We start from the raw sequence: 26,380 nt of genomic DNA, 5'->3' as shown, positions 1-26,380 counted from the left end.
TGCCATGAAAAATATTATAAAATATTGTCTTCTGTTGTTGGTAATCTGTTATTCCTGTGATGACCCTTATAAGGATAAGACATTTCAGGTTTATAACGTACAACCGGCGGCATCTTATCTGGAAAGTCGGTCAGATGAGTTTTCAGAATGGATTAAAGTTTTGAAATATGCTGATTTATTTAACGCGGTAAACCAGGCTACTGATGTATTCACTGTACTTGCGCCGACCAATGATGCTATGTACGAGTTTTATACGCAGAAAGGAGTTTCTTCAATTGAAGAATTGGGGCAGACTTATGCACGCGGTCTGGCGGAATATCATATTATGAATGATTCCATTCAGCGGGATGATTTTGTGGCAGGAGGAGAGTTGCCGGTCAAGACCCTTTCCGGTGATGTACTGGAAGTGTCGTTTGACGAAAGCGGAGAGGGAGGATTTAACTCTGTTTATATCAATAAGGAGGCACATGTGAAAGAATTTGCGATTTCGACAGCCAACGGTCTTGTTTATGTATTGGATGATGTTTTGAGTCCTGCCATAGAAACAGTCTACGAGCGCCTGTGTGGTCATGAGGAGAACCGGATATTCCGTGCTGCTGTTGAGTTGACCGGTTGGAAAGATGAATTGAGTATTGTGTCCGGAATTAATCCTTCCGTACCGGGCAGCACATCAGAAGTGAGGAGATATTTCACAGTATTGGCTGTATCAGATGATGTTTACAATGATTGTGGAATTTCTACAGTAGAAGCACTAGCCTCTCATTTGGGAGCGGGAAGCGATTATACAGACAAGAATAATGCGTTGAACAGATATGTTGCTTATCATATTCTGGATGGAAACTATAAAATCGCAGCTTTAAAATCTTTCGATAATGAAGAGACATCCAGGAAATTATGGAATACCAAAGCTGAAAATGCATTGATAATGACTTCATCTGAAAATGGTGATTATTATTTGAATTTTGATGGTGGTGATGACAAGGCCGGATTCATTGAAGATAAATCTAATGAACAAGCCAGGAATGGGTATATTCATCAGATCGATGGCTATCTGCCTGTGTGTGAAACATTGAAACCGATTCCTTATTATTTTGATTTTTGTGATTTCCCTGAAGTTGCTTCTTATATTACTTCTTATGGAGTGGACGGGCAGTTGTATCAACAGAAAGCCGGAGATAATGAAGGAGTTACGTCGTTGGCTAACAATACCGGTTCGTATGTTTCTTGTTATGAGATGCAAATGGGGCCTTCCGGCACTATCAGTTCCGGTTGGGGATATTTGGAATACCGTACCGCATATAGTAAGTCGGAGTATAATTGGTGGAATTTGTTACATTATGATGTCTTAGGTATTAATATTGGCTATAATGGAACATTGACAATGAATGTTCCCACAATTTTGTCCGGGAGATATAAAGTGACCTTGGGATTTGCTTATGCCAGTTCGATGAATTTCATGCGGTTGGCAGGCGATGTCCCGTCTGAAGGAAGTAATGGCGGGCGCACATCATTTACTTTTGATGATGATTTGGGCAAATCGGTGAGTACAGCTATCTATGCGGCTGTTCCCGTAGATGAACTGAATTGCTATAAGGTAGAGTTGTTCAGCGAACTGGAGTTTACTGCTACCCGTTCCCATAAATTACAATTAGTTGTTTTGGATCCTGCGGCAAGTACACACAAGAATTTCCGTCTGCAGTTGGATTATCTATTGTTCGAACCTATAAATTAAGTAAAGCGATGAAAACAATCAATTATATATTAATGTCCGTATGTCTATTGGCGGGATTATGTTCTTGTACGGATGAGTGGGATTCTCATTATACCCGGAAAGAGCCTGTAGTCAATAATGTAGATGTTGTAATTGTAGACAAACCGGCATCAGTCTATTTGAAGGATGAGGCTTCTTACAGTTCCATGTACGGGTTGTTTGAGAAAGCAGGTATCTTTCAGACGCTGGACGAAAAGAAGTCATTATATACCATGATGGTGGTTAATAATGAAAATACCACCCGGACGGCTACTGAAGGGGAGACGGCCGAAGATCCTGATATTTTCCTTGCCAAGGCCCATATAACGGACGCGGCTATTTCACCAAGTAACTTGAAAGAAGGGCAACTTCTGTTGATGTGGAACGGGAAAAATGTGGAAGTCACGACACAAGATGCGTTGACCGGTCAAAATAGAATTGCTTTTAACGGTGCTGTGGTTAAAAAAGTAATTAAAACTGCCGATGCTTATATTTATGAACTGGAGGATTACATCAACACTCCTAAATCCTTGATGGAAGTAGTGGAAGGGTTGGGCGATGACTATTCAATCTTTAAGGGGATGGTGATGGCAAGAGTCGACAGGGTTTTTGATAAGAGTGCCAGTACACCGACAGGGATAGACCCGACAGGAAATACTGTTTATGATTCGGTATTTACTTTCAAGAGTGCTTATTTTGAGGCTAAGGGAATGGACTTATATACCGAAAATATGAAAGCGACCATGTTTATTCCTTCCAATACATTAGTGGAAAATGCGTTGGCTGATGCTAAAGATAGATTGAGATCCTGGAATATGGAACGTGCGGATTCTATTCTGGATAACTGGATATTCCAAAGTGCATTTTATAAGGATGTGGAATACAAAAGAGAAGATTTTGGAAACCCGGCAAAGCCGGACTTGATCTCTATTTTTAATCAACAATGGAGAACGACTGTTAATAAGGTGGATTTGGACAATCCGGTCAAGATGAGTAACGGTATCGCTTATTATGTTACTTCTTTGAAGATTCCTACCAATGCGGTACTGCTGTGGAGAATCAAAGAGTTCTTCTGTCCTGCTTGGAATGCTCCTTTGACAGATAGCGAGAAGTTGGCCTATTATAATCTTTATCCGGAAGAAGGGTCGACAAATTATAAGAATGAAAGCATGAATATTCTTTGTACGGGTACGAAGAATTATGCAGGAGTTAACCAACCCAATTCCAATTGGCCGGCGATAGATTATAGCGGATTGAGATTTCAGTTGATTGATGACACGCAGAAAGGAGTGCTGCAATTCAAGTGTTTTAAAATGCAGGAACATGTGGATGGTACTCATACTTTGATTCCATATACGCTTCCGCCGGGTGAATATTATCTCTATTGGGGACACTACGGGAAATATAGTAGAGTGAATGCGACATTCTACGTGAACGACATGAAGGTTAGAGAAATATCAGAAGTTGAAATGTATAGTATAAATTGGGATCGTGGCGGTGGTGGCTTTAATGAGATTTATAATACAGTCTCAAATTATGACCGTGATGGAGCAGAAATAGGAATTGTAACCATTGGAGGTGATGTACCTGTGGAACTGACAATCAAGATTGAGTTTACGGCAGGATATAATAAGAATCTCTCTCCATTCCACTGGTGTTTCCGTCCGACAGAAAATTGTTATTAACCTTGATAAGGATAGGATATGAAAAAGATAAGAACTATACTTAGTATGTCTGTATTGCTCTTGGGAGCAGCAAATATATGGGGACAGAGTGCCCATAAACTGACGGGTAAGATTTTTTCGACAAAGAATCAGCCGGTTGAGGGGGCCATTGTTACGGTGTTAGATACGGTAAATGTGACTACTTCGCGAGATGGAGCGTTCAAGTTTGAACTGAAGGATCCTTCAAAGGCAAAAGAAATTTCAGTATGGGCTGCCGGTTATTATCCAGTACAGCAGAAATTGAACAGCCGTTCGGAGGTAGTCATTATGATGACTCCGGAGGGACAGTATAAATATAATGAATCGGTCGTATTGCCTTTCCGCGAAGAAGGAGATACCAGACTCTCAAATAGTACATCGGCCACTAATATAACGAAAAAGGACTTCCTGTTGGGAGGAACTAAAATAGACCGTGCCTTAGCCGGACAGATTGCCGGATTGGAAATAAAACGCGGCAGTGGTATGCCGGGTGAGGGGAGTTATTATAATTTACGTGGTATTCGTTCATTGACGGGCGATAATGCTCCTTTGATTGTAATAAACGGGATACCTTATATGCCAGACAAGACTTCTTCAACAGTCATTGGCGGGTTTACACGGGACATTTTCCAGTCTTATAACTTGCAGGATATTCAGAATATAACAGTTCTGAAAGGTGCGGAGGCTGCAATGTATGGTTCATTGGGATCGAATGGGGTTATTCTGATTCAGACGGATGGTGCTGTATCTAATGACCTGGAAACCAAAATCAGTTATTACGGTTCGTTTGGAGTGAATTGGAATGACAAACGGATGCCGTTGTTAGGAGTGGAAGATTATAAGTCTTATTTGTCAGATGTAGGTTTGACCATCTATGAATATCCGAAAGATTTCTATGAGAATTTTCCGTTTATGAAAGATCCGAATGATAAAAGATATGCCTACTTGTATAATAATAACACTGACTGGCAGGAACTAATCTATAAGAACAGCACTTCCACCGATCATCTGTTCCGTGTGGAGGGTGGTGACGCTATCGCCAAATATGACCTTTCATTGGGATATAGTCGTGATAACGGGTTGATGGATAATACAAGTATGGAGCGTTTCCATACCCAGTTGAATACCAATATCCTGGTAAGCCAGAAAGTGAATATTTTCGCCAACTTAGGCTTGGCATATCTGAACGGGCATTTTCAGGAACAAGGAATGAGTGCAGCTACGAACCCTATTCTAGCCGCGTATTTCCGTTCCCCCTTGTTAAGCCCTTATGATAAAGACCGGGATGGCAATGTCCTTGCCACTTATTCCTCTTATCGTTATGGTGAGAGCCGAACAACTGCTTATGGAGTCAGCAATCCGTTGGCATTGATAAATACGTTGGATGCTCACAACCGCCAATATGATCTGAATATGAAAGCCGGTATTTCATACAAACCTTTCTTGGGACTTACAGTGAGCGGCATTGTCGGCTTGTATTACAACTTTAATAATGAGCATCTTTTTATTCCCGGACAGAGTGACCCGACAATCCTGCCTGTAGTCGATATGTATGATACCAGGAATAATGCGGTGAAAGAAGGAGAAGCGGAGACTACGAACTTTTTTCTGAACCTGAATGGAAATTATCAAAAAACTTTCAATTATGTCCATAAGCTGAATGCAATTGCCGGCTGGCAGATGCTGACGTCTAAGAATGAATACGATGCAGGTGAAGGACGTAACACAGGTAATGACTTCTATCAGACTTTGGGGAGTGTTCAGGCAATCGGACGCCGTTTCCTTGGCTATACGAATAACTGGAACTGGATGAACTTTTATGCGCATGCGGATTACACTTATAATGATAAGATACAGGCATCTGTAAACATGGCGGTAGACGGAGCTTCTTCCACCGGTACGGAGGTAAACCGTTTCTATATGTATCCTTCTGTTGGGCTGACTTGGTTGGGCAAAGGATGGAAACCTTTCCAGAACACAACATGGATTAATAAGTTCAATATACGTGCAGAGTATAGTCTGACCGGTAATACCCGTTTTGCATCTACTTTAGGAAGTTTCAATTATTCGGCTGCTCCATATCAGCAATTATCCACAATTGTACGTACCAATGTGCCGAATACTTCTTTGAAGCCGGAAAGAAACGCATCTTTAAATTTAGGCATTGATTTGTCAGCCTTGCGTAACCGTTTGAACGTATCTTTTGACTATTACAACAATCAGGTGAGCGATATGATTAGTGCCATGCCACTTTCTTCCATATATGGCTCTTCCGCCTATTATGCCAATATTGGTAAGATGGAAAACAAGGGAATCGAGCTTTCCGTACAGGCCTCTTTGGTACGTACCCGTAACCTTGAGTGGATTGTAGGAGGTAATATTGCCCGTGCTATGAATAAGATAAAATCTTTGGGCGGTGAAGACCAGATCGTACTGGATTATAACAATGGAGTGCAGATGGTACATCGGGTAGGAGAATCACCATACCAATATTATGGTTACCAAGCCGATGGAGTATTTTCAACACAGGCAGAAGCTGATGCAGCTAATCTCTCTAATCGTACCGGGATGCGATATAACGCGGGTGATGTTCGTTTTGTTGATCAGAATGGGGATAACAGGATTGATGATAAAGACCGTGTGTTGTTAGGTAATGCTTCACCCCGTTATTTTGGCGGATTCTATACTCAATTGAAATATAAAGGATTTGCGCTTTCTGCGGAATTCAGTTATTCAAAAGACAATATGGCCTACAATGCTGTAAGACAACAATTGGAATCGGTATCTACGACCAATAACCAAAGTTTCGCGGTTGTAAACCGTTGGGGATTGGAAGGAGAGGTGACGGATATTCCCCGTGCCGTATGGAATGACCCTGTGGGTAATAACTACTTCTCATCCCGTTGGATTGAAGACGCTTCTTATCTTAGAATGAGGAATGTGACTTTAAGTTATACGTTCACAAAGAAACTTTGGAATTTCTTCCGTGCAGGAACAATCTATGTGACAGGGGAGAATTTATTTACTGTCACTAACTATTTAGGCATGGATCCGGAGTTTTCTTATTCGTATGCAGAGAATATGCAAGGCTTCGATAATGCAAAACTGATGCAGCCGAAGACTGTAAAAGTGGGTGTTAATTTAAATTTCTAAAGAGTATGAAAAGAATATATATGTTGAGAAATCTGATACTCGGTCTGGTATTGATGGCATGTGCTTCCTGCACTGACTTCTTTGAGCCGAATAACGATACTATCTTGAGAGGTAATGACTATATGGGTGAGAACAGCGAACTTTATTCAGGATTTTTGGGAATAGTGACCAAAATGCAGGCTGTCGGTGACAAGGCCATTTATCTGACAGATACCCGTGCCGAGCTTTTGGAACCGACAGAACACACGCCGGGAGAATTATATAGCCTATACAATTACGATGATGACTTGAGCGGCAACTCTTATGCTGATCCGGCTAGATATTATGATGTGATTATTTCATGCAATGATTTCATGCAGAAGGCAAAGGTTTATAAAGATGCCCATGAAACCACTGTGGATATGGATCACTATAGAGGGTTGATTAGTAGTGCGTTAAGAGTGAAAACGTGGATTTACCTCACATTGGGAAAAATTTATGGACAGGCAGCCTGGATTGATGATCCTTTGCAAAGTTTTGTCGATTTTTCCAAGTTTGAGATAAAGGATTTGGATGGAATACTGGATGCGTGCGAAAATCTCTTGTCTACAGGTTTTGACGGTGTAAACGGAACTTATACTATGGACTGGAGAGCCTGGCTGGATCCTACGGGTACAGATAGTGAAGTCATTAGTACTTATGAATATTGGAATATGATGGTGCCGGGCTATTTTGTCCTACAAGCAGAAATCTCTTTATGGAAAGGAAACTATCAGAATACAGTAAGTGTGCTTTTAAGGGAGATGAATCGTGTATTTGCGTTGAATCGTGAAAAACAATCACGAACTAAATACATGCGTAATGGTAGTTATGGCAATGGATATGGAGGCTGGTTTACTAGTGCCAGTCCGGAAATCGAATCTACCGAATCTGTCATTATGTATAATTATCAATATAACCAAAAAAACTCTTTGTTGAGACATTTTGATACTACGGGAGAATATTTGTTGCGTGCATCATTAGCCGGAGTGAACCGGTTTAAAGATCCTGTTTATAATCCGTCTCAAAAACCGGATGATGAGTTTACGACAGATAACCGTTCCAAGACTTTTAAGGAAATTGTAAAGGATGTAGAATATTCAGTCCAGAAATATCGGGGTATGGGTAGTAAACTGGGACATACGGTAGCTCATGATGATGTGCAAATCTATATTTATCACACTGCCGATCTTTATTTTATGCTGGTTGAAGCATTGAATAATTTGGGACGGTATGAGATTGCCGATGTCTTGATGAATCAAGGGTTCTATCTTACATACGGTGCATTGGCGAAAGTTACGGATGCGGATAAAAAGGTGTGGAAAAACACAGGTTTCACTAACGATTGGGGGAAAAATCTAACAGACGAGGGAAGTTACCGTACTTATGAAGATAGAGGGATTCGGGGAATTTTAAATCTTGGTGACCGTGATATGTGGCGTGAGGGCGATGGAGAGACGGATATGGACATAAAGAGGCATAATGACCTTGAAATATTGAAAGAAGCCTTGTTGGAATTTCCTTGTGAGGGAAAGACATATCCGATTATGCTCCGTATAGCAAGACGCTGGAATGATTATAGCATTATCTCCAAGTATGTAGGTGAAAAGTATACAGATCCTGCCAAACGTGCTGAAGTGGAGAGCAAAATAGAAGCGGGAGCTTATTTCGTTCCTTGGGATTTAAGTAAAACGTCTTCTTCCCATTAATATGATAACTTGTTAGGTTTAATAATAAAAAAGATATATATGAGAAAAATATTCATTCTTGTTTGTGGAGCTATACTTCTCTGGACTTCTTGTTCGGATGACGAGGTGGTATCGTCAGAACCGGTAACTCCTGAAGTTCCGGTAGTGGAATATCCCGATATCACTATGTTTGATACCCGGGGGATGATGGTGAGTTATGATCCTGCTCATGGTGAACTGGGAGCATTGGTCAGTTGGAAATGGATGAAGGACGATCCGAATGATGCATCGTATGATATTTATCGGAGTGTGAATGGAGGTGAGTTTAAGAAATTGAATTCTGCGCCGATCTCTAAAAGTACAAATTATAAGGACTTATCTGTAGACGTATCAAAGACAAATACCTATGAATTACGTTTTTCCGGTTCCGGCGAGGCTCTTGGTTCTTATAAATTCACTCCTGAAATGGCTGCGACTTTCTACAAATCCATTCATCTGAATATGAATAACTTGCCGCCTCTTTTGGGGGCGACAGGCGTCCCGGGCGAAAATGAGGATGAAGATGAAAGTGGAAGTGAAGATGTTATGGGATATAAGGTTTCTGATGCGGCAATTGGAGATTTGGACGGAGATGGGCAATATGAGATTGTAGTGAAAAGACAGACCATGTCAATTGATAATGCGAGTCCCGGATTTGCACCGGGCAGTGCCTTGTTGGAAGCTTATCGGTTGGATAATGGTGCGTTTATGTGGAGAGTGGAGCTAGGTCCCAATATCCGTCAGGGGACTCATTATATTTCGTTTATAGTATATGATTTGGATGGCGACGGAAAGGCTGAATTGGCTGTCCGTACATCTGAATTGACAAAATTTGGAGACGGGACCGTGATTGGCGATGTAGATGGTGACGGGATTACTTATTATGTAAATACTAATCCGGAAAGCGGCGCTTATGGAAAGATTTTGGACGGACCGGAATTTTTGTCTATTATTGATGGAACCACAGGAGCCGAATTGGCACGTACAGATTATATTTCACGGGGGGATAAACTACTTTGGACCGGATATTGGGGAGATGGGTATAATTATGGAAACCGTATCGACCGTTTCTTGATGGCAACGGGACATTTTGATTCTCCGAACAGTGCACCCAGTATTGTAATGTGTCGTGGATATTATAAAAATTTCCAGATTGTAGCACTTGATTACGCTAATGGTAAGTTGACTAAACGTTGGCATTTCGATACTTATCCCAACTATCAGGAGTATGTACATCAGGGAAATCATAATTTGGCGGTTGGCGATGTGGATAATGATGGCAAGGACGAGATTATGTATGGAGCATGTGCCATAGACCATGATGGGACCGGACTTTATTCTACAGGACGGGGACATGGTGATGCTTTACATTTGGGAAAATTTGATCCTAGCCGTGAAGGATTACAAGTGGTCACTTGCCATGAAGGTCCTGATATGTATGGTGACTGCGGTACTGAAATGCGGGATGCCGCTACCGGAGAAGTCTTGGTTGCCATTCCGGGTAATGGACAGGACGTCGGCCGATGTATGGTGGCTGATATTGATCCGGAAACGCCGGGATGCGAAATTTGGGCATCAGAACCAGCGGGTAAGCTCTATTCATGTAAAGGGGAAGTGCTGGCAAAAAGAGCCCCCCGTTATAAATGGGGAGATAACTGGACGTATAATATGGGAATCTGGTGGAGCGGCTCTTTGAACCGGCAGTTGTTGGATCGTGGTTTTGTTGTGGATTATGGAACAGGTGGAGAACCGAATGTCCTGTTCTCAAAAGGTGATTATAATGTGACCACCGGTCAGGGAACAAAGAATAATCCGGTGTTCTATGCAGATTTCTGGGGAGACTGGCGTGAAGAAATGGTTTATGTGACTCCGGATTATACGGAACTGCGTATTTTCACTACCAACCTTGAAACTAAGTATCGTTTCCGTCCTCTGATGTATGACCACATCTATCGGCTGAGTGCTGTTCACGAGAATGTGGGATATAACCAGCCTACTCATACCGGATTCTACCTTGGCTCAGATTTGTTAAATGGTGAAGGTATGGAAGTCGGTCCCGGTAATATCGGTGACTGGAAACCGGAGGAAGGCGAGCATAACGGCTCTGCTTATGAGGATTGAGGAATGTATTAATAATCACTAAGAGAAAAAGATATGAATATGAGATATATTATCAGTAAGAAAGGATTCCGGTTATTATGCTTGTTAGGGATAATTGGTCTTTCTTCTTGCACGAATGAGAGCGAAGTGCAAATTCTTGGCAACGATCTTATAATGGAACTGACAGCGCAGGTGAATCAGGTGAAAACACGTGCCAGCTCTGAAAATTCATGGACAGGTGATGGTACCGAGCAGGTTTCTCTGAATATGGGAGAAAAGAAGGTGACTTACAAGGTTACGGATGTAACCGGTACGTTGGAGCCCATAAATGAAGAAAACCGTTTGCTTTGGTCCGTGCCTTTAAAACCACAGGTTGTAACGGCTTGGTATCCTGCAACCGAAGGGAATAATCTGCCTGCATCATGGAATGTACAGGCGGATCAGTCCGGAGCCGGTTTCCAGTACTCGGATTTATTGTACACTATGGCAGAGGTTTCTTTACAGGGCAATAAGATACTGCCGTTCGAGCATTTGACGGCCAAAGTGATTGTGAACCTGAAAGGGAATGGCAAGAATGAGACTGAATTGGCGAACTCGGTCGTTACAATTGAGAATTCGGTTCTTTCGGGCAATATATCCGATGGCATCCTGTCTGTTTCCCAAGGGGAAAGCAAGGTGATTACTCCGAAAAAAGTGATCTCATCCGACGGGTATGTTTATTCTTGTCATGCGTTGTTGATTCCCCAGGATATGAAAGGAAAGAAGTTCATTAAGATCCAAATGGGCGGAAGAACATTTTATTATACCCCGGAAGAAGGAGATGCCAATCTGGCCGGTGGGTTTAAGTCTGTCTACAATATTACGGTAGGCGATCAGAAGATTGTTGTTACTGTGGAAAAGAACTCGACGCAATGGAGGGGTGAAGAAGAGGAAATCATAGAAACTACGCCGATTTCGTGAGTCATCCTTGATAGTGATTGATATATAGGAACAATTGGAATAAAGGAATTAATTATGAAGCAATATAAGTTTTTATCTACCGCTTTGTTTTTGGCTGCAATGGCGGCATGGAGCGGTTGCTCGAATGAGGATGAAAGCCTGCCGGCAATGTCCGGCACGGAGGGGCTTGTTATAAATGTGTGTGATAAAGGTATGGAAAATGCGGAATCTTCCGCATCACGGGCTGTAACAGACTTGAATTATAATACGACTTTTGAAGTAGGAGACTGTATCGGACTTTTTGCCGTGAAGGATAATGCTATCTTGAGTGATGTAAATAATCTGAAAGTGCAACTTACGAGGGAAGGCTGGCAGCCGGCTACGGATCTGCAATATGACGGAGCATTGAGAGAGGCTACTTATTATGCCTATTTCCCGTATAGTGAAAACTTGAGTATCAATTCTGTGGAAACCGATTTCTTTGCTTCAACGGCAGCGGGATGGAATATCGGAAAAGATCAGTCGACTAGAAAAAACTTTGCGGATTCCGATCTGATGACTTCTTCGGGAAGTACTATATATAGAGGGGATAAAGGTGAATTTCTCATTCAGTTTAATATGGTTCACCGTATGTCATTGGCGGTAATTTCTTTACCCGGAACGGAGTACAAGTTTACTAACCCGGAATTGAAAGGAACAATTTATGCCATAAAGCCGGGCGGAGACGTTGCGTTCTATACGGAAGAAATTGCAAGTGGCAAGGAGATAAAGCCTTATCGTGCGGACGATGGTTCGTACCGTATGTTGGTGAAACCGGCTGTGGCTCCCGATATTGTAGGTGTGCTGGGTGACAGCAAGTATAATGTTAATTCTGCTATTGCTGCCGGAAAGTATAAAAGATTCATGGTTGACGGTGGAAATGTAGTGAAAGAGTATGAATTGAAAGTAGGTGATTACTATTGTGCGGATGGAAATCTTGTAAGCCGGGATTGCGCGCCGGAAGAAGTGCCGGATGACTGTATTGGTATTGTATATTATGTGGGAAATCCGCAACCGTCCGTATTATATAAAGAAACTCTTGAAGCAGTTGAAGAAAAGGATGCCTTGAAACGTGATTATCCTAACTGTGTGCATGGGTTGGTTTATGCAATAAACCAATCAAATGCCACTGCGACAAGTGTTGCCTCGAATTCAAAATTAGATTATGCTAAGTATTTTACGGATAATGGATTAGATAGCAGATATTTTTGGGGAAACGGGAACAAAGTTCCTGAATATGGTTGTATTTTAGGATATAATAATACGGAGGCATTGAAAGAAATGCATGTGATAAATGGCAATGCAGCAACGAATATGATTAGTAATATATCTACGTACTCGCAATTAATGCCTGCTCCGAGCCTTACTTCCGGATGGTATCTGCCTTCTGTGGAGGAATTGGATATTATCTTCGAGAATAAAGACGACATTAATTCATCATTAGCTAATGTCGGGGGAACGGCTTTGTGGATAGAAGCTTTTGCCGGTACAGGGTATCAGACATCTACGAATACCGGAAGAACAATGTACCGGGTTCTTTATACAAATGAAACTTTTGGTCTGAATTCAGCATCAAATGCCAAAGGAGACTCGGGCTTTTTCCGCTTCTCTTTAGCGTTTTAAAGGTAAAGGTATATGGTGAAAAAGATTGTAATAGGACTTTTGGGGATGGGAATGTTATTCTCCCAGCAGAGTTGTACAGGAAGCGCTCCCGATAAAACGACAAAAGAGCAGGCATGGAAAGAATTTGCCAATCCTCAAGACTCTACCCGCACGAAAGTGTGGTGGTTTCACGGTGAAACGGAAACCACCAGAGAGGGAATTACCGCCGATTTGGAAGCGTATAAACGTGGTGGAGTAGGCGGAGTGGTCTATTATGACCAGGCACACGGAAAGGGAGAAAATGCCATTCCCGCCATGTCGCAGGAATGGTGGGACATGCTCCGGTTTGCGGCTTCGGAAGCGAAGAGAGTCGGCTTGTCCTTTGAGGCCAACATAGCCAACGGCTATGTGGCAGGTGGCCCGTGGATCACTCCCGAATTGGGTATGCAGAGACTTACAGCTACTGAAACAATCATAAAAGGAAAGTCTTCGTTTAAAGGAGTATTACCTAAACCGGACAGCAAGTCCTTTTCGGACGTAGCGGTGCTGGCTTTCCCTATTCATAAAGGATTTTATGAAACAAACCAGACCCGCAACCCGAAGCTGTCGACCAACCTGGCAGGCCTGCCCGTTGAATCCCTGTTTGGCAAAAGCAGGAAATTGACGACAATCCCCCCACAGGAACCGGGGCATTCCGTGTTCGTGAATCTTGACTTCGGAGATGATTTCATAGCACGTAGTATTACCTATCGCGTAGGTACACGGGGTAAAAGCCGTGGCGGCGCCATGAATGTACCGGGAAAACCGACGGAGAAATTCGTTGCTCAAGGATTCATCGAACAACCGGATTTGGGACAACTGGAAGTTTCGGAAGATGGAATAAATTATCAGAAAGTATGTGACTTGAAGCCGGTTTATTCGGCTGCGTCCGGCAACTGGAATCAGAAAACCGTTTCTTTCCCAGCTGTGAAGGGCAGATATTTCCGTCTTAACCTGCATGACTGGTGTCATCCGAAAGATAAGAAACCGCAGATGTATCTGGGGGATGTGGTGCTTTCTTCGCGGGCGAAAGCCGATAAATGGGAAGAAAAGGCCGGACTTTACTCCGAGTATGTTTTGCCGGACGAGACACCCGAATATTCCGGTGAGGAAGTGATAAATCCGGAGCAGGTAATCGACTTGAGTGCCCGGATGAGTAAGGATGGAGAGTTGCAATGGGATGTGCCCGAGGGCGAATGGATGGTTTTGAGATTCGGACATGTGCCGACAGGAGGAGTCACTAAACATTCGCGTGCCAATATGAAAGGACTGGAATGTGACAAACTTTCTGCCGTGGCAGCCAAAGCACAGTTTGACAATTATTTCAAATTGATTCTGGATACTTTGAATGCGGCAGGATGTCCGCTGAAAGGCTTGACTATGGATAGCCAGGAAGCCGGTTCGCAGAACTGGACTGCCGGTTATGAGAAAGAATTCCTTCAGAGAAGAGGATATGACATACATCGCTATCTTCCGGCTCTGATGGGGTATATTGTCGGTTCTCCCGAAGAGACGGACGGTTTCTTCTATGATATGCGTCGCACGATAGCCGATCTGGTTTCAGAGAAATATTACGGTACGCTGGATAGCTTGTGCCGGCAGGCGGGAGTTGATTTTACAGCGCAGGCTTCCGGTAACGGATTGAATCTGGTGGCTGACAACTTTCAGGCTAAAGGACGGGTGCAGAAACCGCAGGGCGAGTTTTGGGGGCATCATGTACATGGAAGCTATGATATAAAGGAAGCTGCATCTGCTGCACATATCTATGGAAAGCGGATTGCTTCGGCAGAGGCTTTCACGGATGTGAGATATGACGAGTCATTTGCTGAAATGAAGAACCTGGCTGATTATGCCTATGCTTTCGGAGTGAATGAGTTTGTGGTGTGTGCATCCGCTTATCAGCCATGGCTTGATAAGATTCCGGGAAGTACGGGAGGTGGCAGACACTATTGCCTGAACCGTAATAATACGTTTTGGGAATATAGCCGCCCGTTCTGGGATTATCAGGCACGGTGCGCGGGATTGATGAGAAAGGGAATACCTGTTGTGGACTTGTGTATCTTTGCAGGTGATAACGCTCCGGTGAAACTGCTCACTTACCGTCTGCCGGAAATGCCGGAAGGATATGACTTTGATGTCTGTACGGCAGACGCGTTGATAAAACGCATGAAGGCCCGTGACGGACGTATTGTATTGCCGGACGGAATGAGTTATCAGATGCTTGTAGTACAGCGCAACGGAGATGTCACTCTGGAAGCGTTGCGACATATTGCTTCACTGGTGGAACAGGGAGTGCCGCTATATGGCCCGAAACCTCTTCGTTCCGGTTCGCTGAAAGATGCCGGAAATGCGGAAGAATATGCAAAACTGGCAGATAGCTTGTGGGGCGGGGAGATGGCTGCTTCCGGTTCTCATGCTTATGGTAAAGGAACGGTTTATTGGGGTATGTCCCTTGAAGAAGCTTTGGCGCAGGCGGGAATCCGTCCGGATATAGCGTTGAAGAGCGGCAATACTCCTAAGGACAAAGTGTATTTCGCTCACCGGCAGTTGGCTGACGCGGAAGTTTACTTCCTGAATAATCATAGTAAGAATGTATTTAACAGTACAGTGACTTTACGTACTGATGCCCGATATGCCGAATTCTGGGATCCTGCTACCGGAAAGCGTTTCAGCTTGCCTGCGACTCCGGGAAAAGATGGCTTGGCGGTAACGATTACTTTGCAAGCTAATGAATCCGGTTTCATCGTAGCGTCCGACCAGTTGACGGAAGGTATCTCCCGACGGATGATTGGAAGCCCTGAAGCGGTTGTTCCTGTCGAAGGAAGTTGGAATGTATATTTTGATCCCAAATGGGGAGGCCCGGGGGAAGTTGTGTTTGAGGAGCTGACGGATTGGGCGCGTAATGCGGACGACCGGATCCGCTATTATTCGGGAACGGCTGTCTATAAAAAGACAATCACACTAGACAAGTTGGATAAAGATGAAGAGCTCGTGCTTCGTATTCCCCAATTGGGAGCCATGGCACAAGTCTTTATCAACGGCAAGGAAGTTTCGACTATCTGGTGTTCGCCTTGGGAGGCTGATCTGACTCCTTACGTGCAGGAAGGTGATAATGCACTGGAATTGCGTGTCGTCAATTCGTTGACGAACCGTATGATCGGTGATGTTTCTCTGCCACAAGAGGAACGTTACACGTATGCTTATCCCGAAATAGTGAAAGCGGGAGACAGGCTGGTTCCTTCGGGCATCATAGGCGAAGTTTTATTGGTAAGGAGATAGTACACAGGAGTTTATACGTGGAATCATTCATTTATTCACGTTCATAGTCTTTCAGGACTTGACAAAGGCTTTTTTATGTTGTATATTTGTAGACGTGAAACATAAAACAACGAATAAAAAACTAAAAACGAATGAAACGATTCTTATCTTTTGCCGTACTCGCTGTGATGTACTTCCCCGGATGTGCAACCAGTAAAAATGCAGTGCGTTGTCTGAGCCGATGGATTAAAGACTGCAACCCGTTGGTCAAAGAACTTATACCAACAGGGTACTTGCCGTATAATCATCGGTATCTGACTGCAAAACAGTATAAGATCATAACAAAACATCTAGGTGATCCTTATGAGGATTAGGGTATAACTGACCCGCCAATGAGCTTGAGGCTGCAAACTTTTAAGAGGTTTGCAGCCTTTTTTGTTGCATATATTTGATTGTTTTCTACGAAAAGAGGAAGATAGAGTTTATAATAAACTTGGATACCGTTTATAATAAACGATGCAAGAATTTATTAGAAACGTTGACGGAGATTTAGAATAAAAGATAAGTTATTTTCGGTGTCACAGGATGTGCCGAATCGAAATTTCGTTATATTACACAGGTGGAGTAGTAAAACTATGCTACATAGATACTCTTCGTTTTATCATATATGCATATTTTCTCAGGAATTTTCTTGTGAAAGCGACCTTGACGCTGGTACAGATGCATGTCTGCCAGTTCAAGACAGCTATATTCTTGTGGGCTATGGCAGGATTTTTAGAATTAATCTTTTATATTTGTGGCATCTTTAAATCGAAAACACATGCGGCAGATATATCCAGTTTTATTTTTCTTATTGTTTTGTAGCAAAGCATTTGCTTTTGATATATTGAATATCAGTACGATAACCGATCGTAACGGTTTGTCACAGAATACCATCCGGTGTATGATGCAGGACAGCCGCGGATTTATGTGGATGGGAACTATCAACGGGCTGAACCGATATAACGGGAAAGAGTTTGTGGTGGTACATCCCGAGTTGCCGGGGTCATCGTTGTTGCCCGACAGCAGGATACGTTATATGGTTGAGGACAAGAACGGTTTTATCTGGATACGTACTTTCTCGAATACCTTGTTTTGCTATGATCCGGGAACTGAAAAGATGATTGACTATGACCCGCAGAATAAGGCGAAGATATTCACGCAGATTGAAGTCTTCTCCAATGGTGACGTGTGGATGTGGGGAAACAGGGGATGCTGCCGTGTCCGGTATGTCAACGGAAAAATGGAAGTATGGAAGCCGGAAGATGAAAAACTGCGCAGCCAGAAAATATCCTTTGTATTTGAGGATTCGGAGCATAAGGTATGGATAGGTGCTCATGAAGAACTGTTCAGGATTGCTGACGGTAAAGTGGACTCGATGCTGAAAGGGGTGACTTTTCTCAATGCGCAGGAGGGAAGTGACTTATACTTTATAGGTGGAGGAGGAATTGTAATATTCGACCGTGCCCGCCTTTCTTTCTCACCGGTTATTTATTACGATAAAGAAAATCCCACGGCTCATTCCCGCTCATATATGCTGAATGAAGGGATTCTGATGATTGCCACCAATGAGAAAACATATACTTTTGACACGAATAAGCGGGTCTGGATTCCGTCGGCAAAGTTCTTTCAAGGGAACGATTTGCGTAATGCTAATTTTAGTGTCGACAACAAAGGGGATGTATGGGTGTACAATATGTCCGGTACGTTATGGCGGCATCGTCCCGGCAATACTTTCGAACCGTTGCATTTGATACCTTCCGATATACTTTCCCTGATCAGTCAGGAACGTTATCAGATTTATCATGATTCGCGGAATATCATCTGGATTACTACTTTCGGTAACGGGCTGTTTGCCATTGACGAGAATAACGGAAAGACTTTTCATTATACGGCTGATAAAGACCTGACGACCAATTATCTGCTTTGTGTAACGGAAGACAGGTCGGGCGAAATATGGGTGGGAACCGAATTAGGGGGGATCAGTAAAATATCGCTGACTAATTATCCGTTTGATATCTTCTATCCCTCTCCGGGAGGAAATGCGGACAGGGACAATGCGGTGCGGCTTATTTATGAAGATGAAGACGGACGGTACTGGTTTGGGACGCGGGATGGAAACCTGCATGTATGCGATTCTACATTGCGTCAGATTTATGATCTCCGGATTGAGGGTGGTCTACCGTTTTCGATTGCGGAAGATACTCTTGGATATAAGTGGCTGGGAACGAAAGGGGGAGGATTGGTGCTTCTTTCTCCCAAAGGAGATGCCATAGTGGAAAAACACACCTTGGATGACTGGGTGTGGCAGTCTTCATCAAGCAACAATATATTTACTATTATGCGTGATAATAAAGATCGCATGTGGATAGCCACTTTTGGGGGAGGATTGCATTTGGGAGAAAGGCATCAGGGGAAGCTGACTTTCCGCCAGTTTGTGACGGAAAACAAGCATCAGTGTATGATGCGGGCGATGATTCAGGATCGGACAGGATTGATATGGGTGGGAACTAACGATGGAGTCATTGTTTTTCATCCGGATGAATTGATTCAGGATAAGAATAAATATATCTCCCTGCATCTTCACAAAGAGGATCAGCAATCGTTGAGCCATAATGAGGTAAAGGTTGTATTTGAGGATAGCAAGGGAAATATCTGGCTGGGCACCACCGGTGGCGGATTGAATCTGCTGGTCAGGGAGAAGCAACTGGAAAAATCATGGTTCAAGCACTATAATGCAGATAATGGTCTGGCTAACGAGACTGTACAGGCCATACTGGAGGATAATGAAGGATATATATGGGTAAGTACGGAGAGCGGTATCTCCAAATTCAACTTGCAGACGGAACGTTTTGAGAATTTTATTTTCTCGAATAACCGTCATGCCGCTATTTTCAACGAATTATCGTGCTGGAAGAAGAAAAACGGAGAGTTGATGTTCGGCAGTTACAATGGTGTCTATATTTTCAATCCTTCAGGGATTAAATTTGATACGTATGCTCCCCGCGTACTTGTAACGGGTTTGTGGATTAACGGAAATCCGATGCGTCCGCAAGGACAGGACTCTCCTTTGATGGAAAGTATTACGAATACGAAGAAGATTGTTTTGGAGCATAATCAGAACTCTTTTAACCTTGAATGTACGATGCTGAATTTTCATGCCGCGGAACTCAACCAATATGCGTATTATCTGGAAGGATTTGAAAAAGACTGGAATCTCGGTTCGCGCAATAACATGGCGACTTATCGGAATGTTCCCCCGGGAAGGTATATGTTCAAAGTAAAAGGTTGTAATAGCTTCGGTGTGTGGAGCAGTGAGGAGACTACTCTGGAAGTCATTATTCTTCCACCTTGGTGGAAATCGTGGATAGCGGTACTTTTATATATTTTGGTGGGAGGAATACTTATTTATTTTGCAGTCAGGCTTGCCTTGAAGATGCACCGGTTGAATATGGCTGTTGAGGTTGAGAAACAACTGACAGAATATAAGCTACGTTTCTTCACCAATATATCTCATGAGTTCCGTACTCCATTGACTATTATCCGTGGCGCGATAGAGGACTTGTCTAACCAGAAGGATTTGCCGCCTGCTGCCAATAAACAGTTGGGATTACTGACAAAAAGTTCTAACCGGCTGTTGCGTCTGATTGACCAGTTGCTGGAATTCCGCCGTTTGCAGAACAACAAGATGGAGTTGAAATTGGAAGAGACGGTGGCCGAACGTTTCTTTTATGACATTTATCTTACTTTCAAAGACATGGCGGCCAAGAAACGGATAGAATATCTTTTTGAATCGAACGATTCTACGGGAAGGATGCTGCTCGACCGGAGCAAGATGGATAAGATTGCATATAATCTTTTGTCCAATGCTTTCAAGAATACTCCGGCAGGCGGAAAGATTGTGATGAGACTTGACTCTTCTGCCGAAAATGATACGTTTACATTAAGTGTATCAGACAGTGGCCCCGGAGTTCCCGCAGAGAAGCGTAAGATGTTGTTTGTCAGATTCGAACAGATTAACTATGCTTCCGACGGCACGGGTGTCGGGTTGCACCTGACTGCCGAACTCGCCAAAGTTCATAAAGGTAATGTAGCTTATTCGGATTCTTCTTTGGGGGGAGCTTGTTTTTCACTGACTATACCATTGTCGGATAAGAATTATGATCCGGCAGATATCGTACAGTCTTCAGCATCCGAACCGGACGTTGCGGTTAAGGAAATAACAACCGGAGCGACTTTGCCTGATGAAAAGGCGGTGGAAATCCTGGGCACTTCTGTCAACAAACCATTCAAAGAATATAAGGTGATGGTGATTGATGACGATGATGATGTCCGCACGCTTATAGAAAGCCAGTTAGGGAAATATTTCACGGTTTCTACAGCTTCCAATGGAGCGGAAGGACTGGAAAAGTTGGCGGAAGACCAGCCGGATATTGTTGTCTGCGATGTGATGATGCCCGAAATGGATGGGTTCGAGTTTACGAAACGGTTGAAAAATGATTTCAATATCAGCCATATTCCTGTCATTCTGTTGACTGCTTATTCTTCGGAAGAACACCAGTTGAAGGGCATCCAGTTGGGGGCTGATTCTTATATCACCAAGCCTTTCAGTGTGCAATATCTCTTGGCTCGTGTAGTAAAGCTTATCGAGCAGCGGGAGAAGTTGCAACGGAAGTTTGCAACGGAACCGGGTAACTTGCAACCGTTGATTAGTACTACCGACAGGGATAAAATATTCCTGGATAAGATAAATGCCATTATTGAAAGAAATATGGGAGATGCGGAGTTCAAACTGGACACTTACGCTCCGGCATTGGGATTGGGACGTACTACTTTCTACAGTAAATTGAAGAGTATTGTCGGCTGCTCTCCCAATGAGTATGTGAGGCTGCTCCGTATGAAGAGGGCGGCGGAACTGTTGATTACTTCCGATATAAATATATCTGAAGCCGGTTATCAGGTCGGTATCAATGATCCTTTCTATTTTAGTAAATGCTTTAAGAATACATTCGGGAAATCGCCTTCGCAATACAGAAAGAGTGCGGGAAAATCCGATATGGAAGAAAGTGCGGGAGAAGAGTAAAAAAATCGGTATCGGTGACGCGGAAGAATTGAAGTTAATTTGCATTGGTGGGGCTTTATCACTTGATTTTGTATAGTTTTACAGTTATACGAACGGGGTTACATGTCTTTTTATCTGAAAGTGGATTCATTTGTAGCATGATTGACAAACTATTAATTATGTTAGATAATGAAAGATGTATATTGTTTTAAAAAAGTATTCGTAAATGGCTGTATAAGTCTGCTCTGTTTATTTGTATTTGTTGGAAATAGCAGTGCACAGAATCAGGTTCCGCCTCCGGTGGAAGATGTATTTCATACCGTTGATAATACGTTGGATAGTATGAAAATTGTTCGCATGGCACGTCCGGTTCCGGGGAAAAGCCGGAAGGGGGATAATCCCGTACTGTTTCTGGTAGGAAACTCTACGATGCGTACCGGAACCAAAGGAAATGGCGGCAATGGTCAGTGGGGATGGGGATATTTTGCCCCTGAATATTTTGATGAGAATAAAATTACAGTCGAGAATCATGCTTTAGGTGGTACGAGTAGCCGTACCTTTTATAATCGTTTTTGGCCGGATGTATTGAAAGGGATACGCAAAGGCGATTGGGTGATTGTTGAACTTGGGCATAATGATAACGGCCCTTATGACAGTATTCGTGCGCGTGCTTCCATACCCGGTATAGGGTATGACAGTTTGAAAGTCACTATCAAGGAAACAGGTGTAAAAGAAACAGTTTATACTTATGGTGAATATATGCGCCGTTTTATTCGTGAAACGAGAGCGAAAGGAGCTCATCCTATCCTTTGTTCTCTAACTCCCCGTAATTCATGGAAAGAAAACGGTACCAAAGTCGGACGTGTAAACAAAACTTTCGGTTTATGGGCGAAACAGGTGGCAGAAGCCGAGAAGGTTCCTTTTATAGACTTGAATGATATAACGGCAGGTAAATATGAGAAGTTCGGGAGGGATAAGGTGAATTATCTGTTCTATCCCCCGCTGAAGGAACGTACTCACACGGGAGCATTGGGAGCCCGCATTAATGCTGAATCTGCTGTGGAAGGCATCCGGAATTGTCCGGGTTTGGAGTTGGCGGAGTATTTGAAGCCTGTCCGGAAAGATGTGAAAACGGGTGCCACACGTAAGGAAGGAAGACCGGTAGTTTTTGTGGTAGGAGATAGTACGGTAAAGAATCAGGATAAAGATGAGGATGGTTTGTGGGGATGGGGAAGTGTTATTGCTAAGTTCTTTGACCCGAAGAAAGTATCAGTGGAGAATTGGGGGAAACCGGGAAGCAGTGCCCGGAGTTTTATGAATACCGGACGTTGGGATAGGATATATAATGCTTTGCAGCCGGGCGACTTTGTGTTGATTCAATTTGGACATAATGACGGCGGGGATATACAAAAAGGAAAGGCGCGTGGTGAACTGAAAGGAACGGGTGACGAAAGCAAAGTTGTCATGGTGGAAAAGACTGGGATTTATGAGGCTGTGTATACTTATGGCTGGTATTTGAAGAAATTTATTATGGATGTACAGGAGAAGGGGGCTGTTCCGGTTATTTTAAGTCCTACTCCACGTAATATCTGGAAGGAAGGGAAGATAGAAAGAAGAACTGATACTTATGCAGGATGGGCGCGTGAAGCGGCTGAAGCAAAGGGGGCCTGTTTTATCGACTTGAATAAATTATCAGCTGATAAAATGGAGAAGGAAGGTAGAAAGAAAGTGAACGGACTCTTCAAAAATGATCATACCCATACTTCTCTGAAAGGTGCGCGCCTGAATGCGGAAAGTATTATTGAGGGATTGAAAGATACGGATTGCCCGTTGAAGGATTGTTTGACGGGGATATAATATAGGTTGTGTATAAAGTTTCTAAAATGAATTGAGTTCTAATTGTTTCTACAAAAATTATATTATGAATCCGCGTATCATCATTTTATTTATTTTACTGTTATCAGGCTTCTGTGTAAATGCTCAAGAGTATATTAGCTTGAACGGTGAATGGCAATTTGCCTTGGCAAAGACTGAACAGGAGGCTAAACGTCTGGAGAATTTCAGCTCTCCGGGATTCAGTAGTCAGAAATTCACAAAGATCCCTGTACCGTCCAATTGGGCTGTTCTGGGATATGAGGAACCTGTATATAGAGGGTTCAAGGAAAACAAGGCTAGTGAGGGCTTTTATTTGCATAAATTCGAGACTCCTGAAGGCTGGGATGGGAAGCGTGTATTGCTTCATTTCGGCGGGGTGTGGTCATCGGCGGAAGTCTGGCTGAACGGGAAGTTTCTGGGCAGGCATGACAGCGGTTATACGTCGTTTGCGTTTGATGTCAGCGGCAAGCTGAAAACAGACGGGGCGAATCTGTTGGCAGTCCGTGTAAGGCAGATAACTAAAGAGTATAAATTTGATGTTTTTGATGACTGGACATTGGGGGGAATTTACAGGGATGTCACTTTGGAAGCTATGCCGCGTAAACGTTGGATAGACAATATGGTCGCACAGACCTTTTTCGATAATCGGTTTGAAGATGCGGATTTGAAACTGCGTGTTATGGTTGGTGACAAACAGAAAAGTACAGTGCCGGGTAATTATCCAAGTCCGGGTGCATCATACGATCTTAGATTTACCCTTACAGATAAAGAAGGGAAGGAAGTTGCCCGGCGGCAGCTGACAGTACCCGCTCATATTTCTACGGATCGGGAAATAGGTCTGACATTCCGTATTCAGTCACCTCATCATTGGAATGCGGAGAATCCTTATCTTTATAATCTGTGTGTTGAGCTTGTTGAAGAAGGGCAAGTGACACATACACGTACGCAACGAATCGGGTTCCGGCAGATTTCAACGGTAGGTGGTGTTTTTAGAATCAACGGGCAGGCCGTCAAATTGCGTGGCGTGAACCGTCATGATGAACATCCGGATGTCGGTCGTGCCACTACCCGTGAACATTGGTTGCAGGATCTGACTCTTATGAAAGCGGCGAATATCAATTATATCCGTCTTTCCCATTATACTCCGGCGAAAGGGTTTATTGAATTGTGTGATGAGATGGGGATGTATGTAGGTAATGAAGTTTCATTAGGAGGCGCCGGAAATTTGATGTATGACCCTTCCTGTTCCGGAGCTGCTCTGCAACGTTCGTATGAAACGGTTGTCCGGGACATTAATCATCCGTCGATTATTTATTGGTCAGTCGGCAATGAGGATCCGTTGACCTCATTACATCTGGCATCTGTGAAGCTGGTGAAAGCGCTTGATCCCACTCGTCCTGTCTTGTTACCTTGGAGAGCGGAGGAATGGTTGCCGGAAGAAATTGATATTCTTGCTCCTCATTATTGGAAGCCGCAGGAATATGACCGGTTGGCAGCTCATTCTGACCGTCCTATAATTTCCACGGAATATACTCATGCTTATGGTAATACAGGATTTGGCGGATTGGAAGCCCGTTGGAAAGCATTGACCAAACATCCGGCAGGAGCAGGGGCGGCAATCTGGATGTGGGCGGATCAGGGTATAAGGACTCCGGTGCGTAATCTTCAGAAAAAGAATGAAGATGTACATGCTGGAGATGATTATCTGCGGATTGATTATGCGGGATGGGACGGTATTGTGGATTCCTATCGTAATTTTACCCGTGATTATTGGGAAACGAAGGCTGTGTATGCACAGGTTTATCCTGCTGTAGAGAAGATTTCATTTACTCCCGGTCAGGATTCCTTGCGAATTCCTATTCAGAATGATTTTGATTTTACGGATCTTACTACTGTAAAGATCGACTGGTCTATCAGGGAAGATGAAAGGGTTTTGGCATCCGGTACTAACTCTATCACTGGGCAACCTCACGCCGAATCTACATTCAAACTGCCGGTGGAAGCTTTGAAAACAGTCCGTGCAGGAAAGACTTACTATGCTTGGTTTATCTTTACGAACGTCAATGGCGAAGAGATTACGCGGGATGCTGTGGAACTTTGCCCGTCGGTAGAACAGATTGGAACAGTGTTGCCTTGCGGGAAAATATCAGTAAACCAAACTGAAACAGTAACGATAGAAACTGGCAATATACGTTATGTTTTTAGTCCTCAAACCGGTCAATTGATTTCGGCAGAGGCCCAGGACAAACAGTTGATTACAGATTTACGCCCTATAATATGGTCTCCGCTTGATCCGTGTGAGAAATCTGCATTTGGAAAAGAGAATGTCCGTAAGGCTGTTGACTTGAATCAGTATACAACATCTGTCAAGGAATGGAGTGTAGAAGATAGACTGGATGAAGTTATTATTCGGGCAAAAGTGGATTGTCATGTAGATTCTGCCAATCATTTTACCACTATCTATCGTTATTCAATAGGTGTGGATGGGCGTTTGGATGTAAATTATGAGATTCTGACTGATGTAGCTATTCCTCAAATACCTATAGTTGGAATGACAATTAAAACAGTCCCAGAGCTTAAAGAGCTGCATTGGTTAGGTCTTGGCCCTTACGATGCCTATCCTAATAAAAAAGCAGCCCCAATACTTGGCGTTTGGGGAGGGGAGGCAGGAAGTACGGACGTAACCGGAATGAAGGCAACCCGTTGGATTGAACGTAGTAACTCTAAATGTGGATTCCGGATAATGAGTAATGGCTATATGAAACATGATGCTTCTCATTCTGAAGTTATGCATATTCTGTCATACGTTTTTGGACGCCCTGAAAAAGGACGTCAGGCGGACGAATCTGTTCCGCAGATGCGGACTGATACAGGAGTACCGTTTGTTGGTGGGTTCAGTATCTTGTTGAACGCTGATTTGCAGAAAAAATAATTAATTCATATAATACGCTTTGTAATAGTGATTTATATTTAAGTAATTGTAAAGCTCTTGTTATTAAAAGGAGACGTAAAGGAGACAAAAGGGGACTGGACGGTTTGTGCCTTGTTATATCTTTGCAGAGTCATTCAAACAAAA

12 protein-coding genes are annotated in these 26,380 nt (G+C 43.3%); all 12 read left to right on the top strand.

What is annotated here, in order from left to right; all coding sequences use genetic code 11:
• Positions 1-4: 4 nt before the first annotated feature.
• The 12 genes from Bovatus_RS15130 (at position 5) to Bovatus_RS15075 (ending at position 26,236) form a co-directional block, all read left to right on the top strand.
• On the top strand, positions 5-1,732 hold the full coding sequence (locus Bovatus_RS15130) for a DUF5108 domain-containing protein (protein ID WP_004298522.1): 1,728 nt from the start codon (positions 5-7) through the stop codon (positions 1,730-1,732).
• Between the two features lie 8 nt (positions 1,733-1,740).
• A complete protein-coding gene (locus Bovatus_RS15125; RefSeq protein WP_004298521.1) occupies positions 1,741-3,435 on the top strand; it encodes a fasciclin domain-containing protein in 1,695 nt (564 codons plus the stop codon).
• Positions 3,436-3,453: 18 nt separating this feature from the next.
• Positions 3,454-6,606 (top strand): SusC/RagA family TonB-linked outer membrane protein, encoded by a 3,153-nt coding sequence (locus tag Bovatus_RS15120; protein ID WP_004298520.1) that lies wholly within the window; start codon positions 3,454-3,456, stop codon positions 6,604-6,606.
• 5 nt (positions 6,607-6,611) lie between these two features.
• Complete coding sequence (locus tag Bovatus_RS15115) at positions 6,612-8,333, top strand: hypothetical protein (RefSeq protein WP_004298519.1); 1,722 nt, start codon at positions 6,612-6,614, stop codon at positions 8,331-8,333.
• A gap of 39 nt (positions 8,334-8,372) precedes the next feature.
• The gene (locus Bovatus_RS15110; RefSeq protein ID WP_004298518.1) at positions 8,373-10,472 is read left to right on the top strand and encodes a rhamnogalacturonan lyase family protein; all 2,100 of its coding nucleotides are present in this window, start codon (positions 8,373-8,375) and stop codon (positions 10,470-10,472) included.
• A gap of 33 nt (positions 10,473-10,505) precedes the next feature.
• On the top strand, positions 10,506-11,411 hold the full coding sequence (locus tag Bovatus_RS15105) for a fimbrillin family protein (RefSeq protein ID WP_004298517.1): 906 nt from the start codon (positions 10,506-10,508) through the stop codon (positions 11,409-11,411).
• 54 nt (positions 11,412-11,465) lie between these two features.
• Positions 11,466-13,052, top strand: coding sequence for a fimbrillin family protein (locus Bovatus_RS15100; protein WP_004298516.1), 1,587 nt, complete (start codon positions 11,466-11,468; stop codon positions 13,050-13,052).
• A 12-nt stretch (positions 13,053-13,064) separates the two neighbouring features.
• Complete coding sequence (locus tag Bovatus_RS15095; protein WP_004298515.1) at positions 13,065-16,349, top strand: glycosyl hydrolase; 3,285 nt, start codon at positions 13,065-13,067, stop codon at positions 16,347-16,349.
• Between the two features lie 131 nt (positions 16,350-16,480).
• Complete coding sequence (locus Bovatus_RS15090; RefSeq protein WP_004298513.1) at positions 16,481-16,702, top strand: DUF4248 domain-containing protein; 222 nt, start codon at positions 16,481-16,483, stop codon at positions 16,700-16,702.
• A gap of 569 nt (positions 16,703-17,271) precedes the next feature.
• Positions 17,272-21,450 (top strand): two-component regulator propeller domain-containing protein, encoded by a 4,179-nt coding sequence (locus tag Bovatus_RS15085; protein ID WP_004298510.1) that lies wholly within the window; start codon positions 17,272-17,274, stop codon positions 21,448-21,450.
• A gap of 168 nt (positions 21,451-21,618) precedes the next feature.
• Positions 21,619-23,286, top strand: a complete 1,668-nt coding sequence (locus tag Bovatus_RS15080) for a rhamnogalacturonan acetylesterase (protein WP_004298509.1) — start codon at positions 21,619-21,621, stop codon at positions 23,284-23,286.
• A 64-nt stretch (positions 23,287-23,350) separates the two neighbouring features.
• A complete protein-coding gene (locus Bovatus_RS15075; RefSeq protein WP_004298508.1) occupies positions 23,351-26,236 on the top strand; it encodes a glycoside hydrolase family 2 in 2,886 nt (961 codons plus the stop codon).
• Positions 26,237-26,380 lie beyond the last annotated feature (144 nt).

Source organism: Bacteroides ovatus (assembly GCF_001314995.1).
In the GTDB taxonomy this organism is placed as follows: Bacteria; Bacteroidota; Bacteroidia; order Bacteroidales; family Bacteroidaceae; genus Bacteroides; species Bacteroides ovatus.
The sequence above is the reverse complement of the archived record's forward strand: the minus strand, read 5'-3'. Positions and strand labels throughout refer to the sequence as shown.

Excerpts from the sequence above, each read along its gene's own strand:
- Bovatus_RS15130 (WP_004298522.1), top strand. The coding sequence starts at position 5 with ATGAAAAATATTATAAAATATTGTCTTCTGTTGTTGGTAATCTGTTAT.
- Bovatus_RS15125 (WP_004298521.1), top strand. The coding sequence starts at position 1,741 with ATGAAAACAATCAATTATATATTAATGTCCGTATGTCTATTGGCGGGA.
- Bovatus_RS15120 (WP_004298520.1), top strand. The coding sequence starts at position 3,454 with ATGAAAAAGATAAGAACTATACTTAGTATGTCTGTATTGCTCTTGGGA.
- Bovatus_RS15115 (WP_004298519.1), top strand. The coding sequence starts at position 6,612 with ATGAAAAGAATATATATGTTGAGAAATCTGATACTCGGTCTGGTATTG.
- Bovatus_RS15110 (WP_004298518.1), top strand. The coding sequence starts at position 8,373 with ATGAGAAAAATATTCATTCTTGTTTGTGGAGCTATACTTCTCTGGACT.
- Bovatus_RS15105 (WP_004298517.1), top strand. The coding sequence starts at position 10,506 with ATGAATATGAGATATATTATCAGTAAGAAAGGATTCCGGTTATTATGC.
- Bovatus_RS15100 (WP_004298516.1), top strand. The coding sequence starts at position 11,466 with ATGAAGCAATATAAGTTTTTATCTACCGCTTTGTTTTTGGCTGCAATG.
- Bovatus_RS15095 (WP_004298515.1), top strand. The coding sequence starts at position 13,065 with ATGGTGAAAAAGATTGTAATAGGACTTTTGGGGATGGGAATGTTATTC.
- Bovatus_RS15090 (WP_004298513.1), top strand. The coding sequence starts at position 16,481 with ATGAAACGATTCTTATCTTTTGCCGTACTCGCTGTGATGTACTTCCCC.
- Bovatus_RS15085 (WP_004298510.1), top strand. The coding sequence starts at position 17,272 with ATGATGCAGGACAGCCGCGGATTTATGTGGATGGGAACTATCAACGGG.
- Bovatus_RS15080 (WP_004298509.1), top strand. The coding sequence starts at position 21,619 with ATGAAAGATGTATATTGTTTTAAAAAAGTATTCGTAAATGGCTGTATA.
- Bovatus_RS15075 (WP_004298508.1), top strand. The coding sequence starts at position 23,351 with ATGAATCCGCGTATCATCATTTTATTTATTTTACTGTTATCAGGCTTC.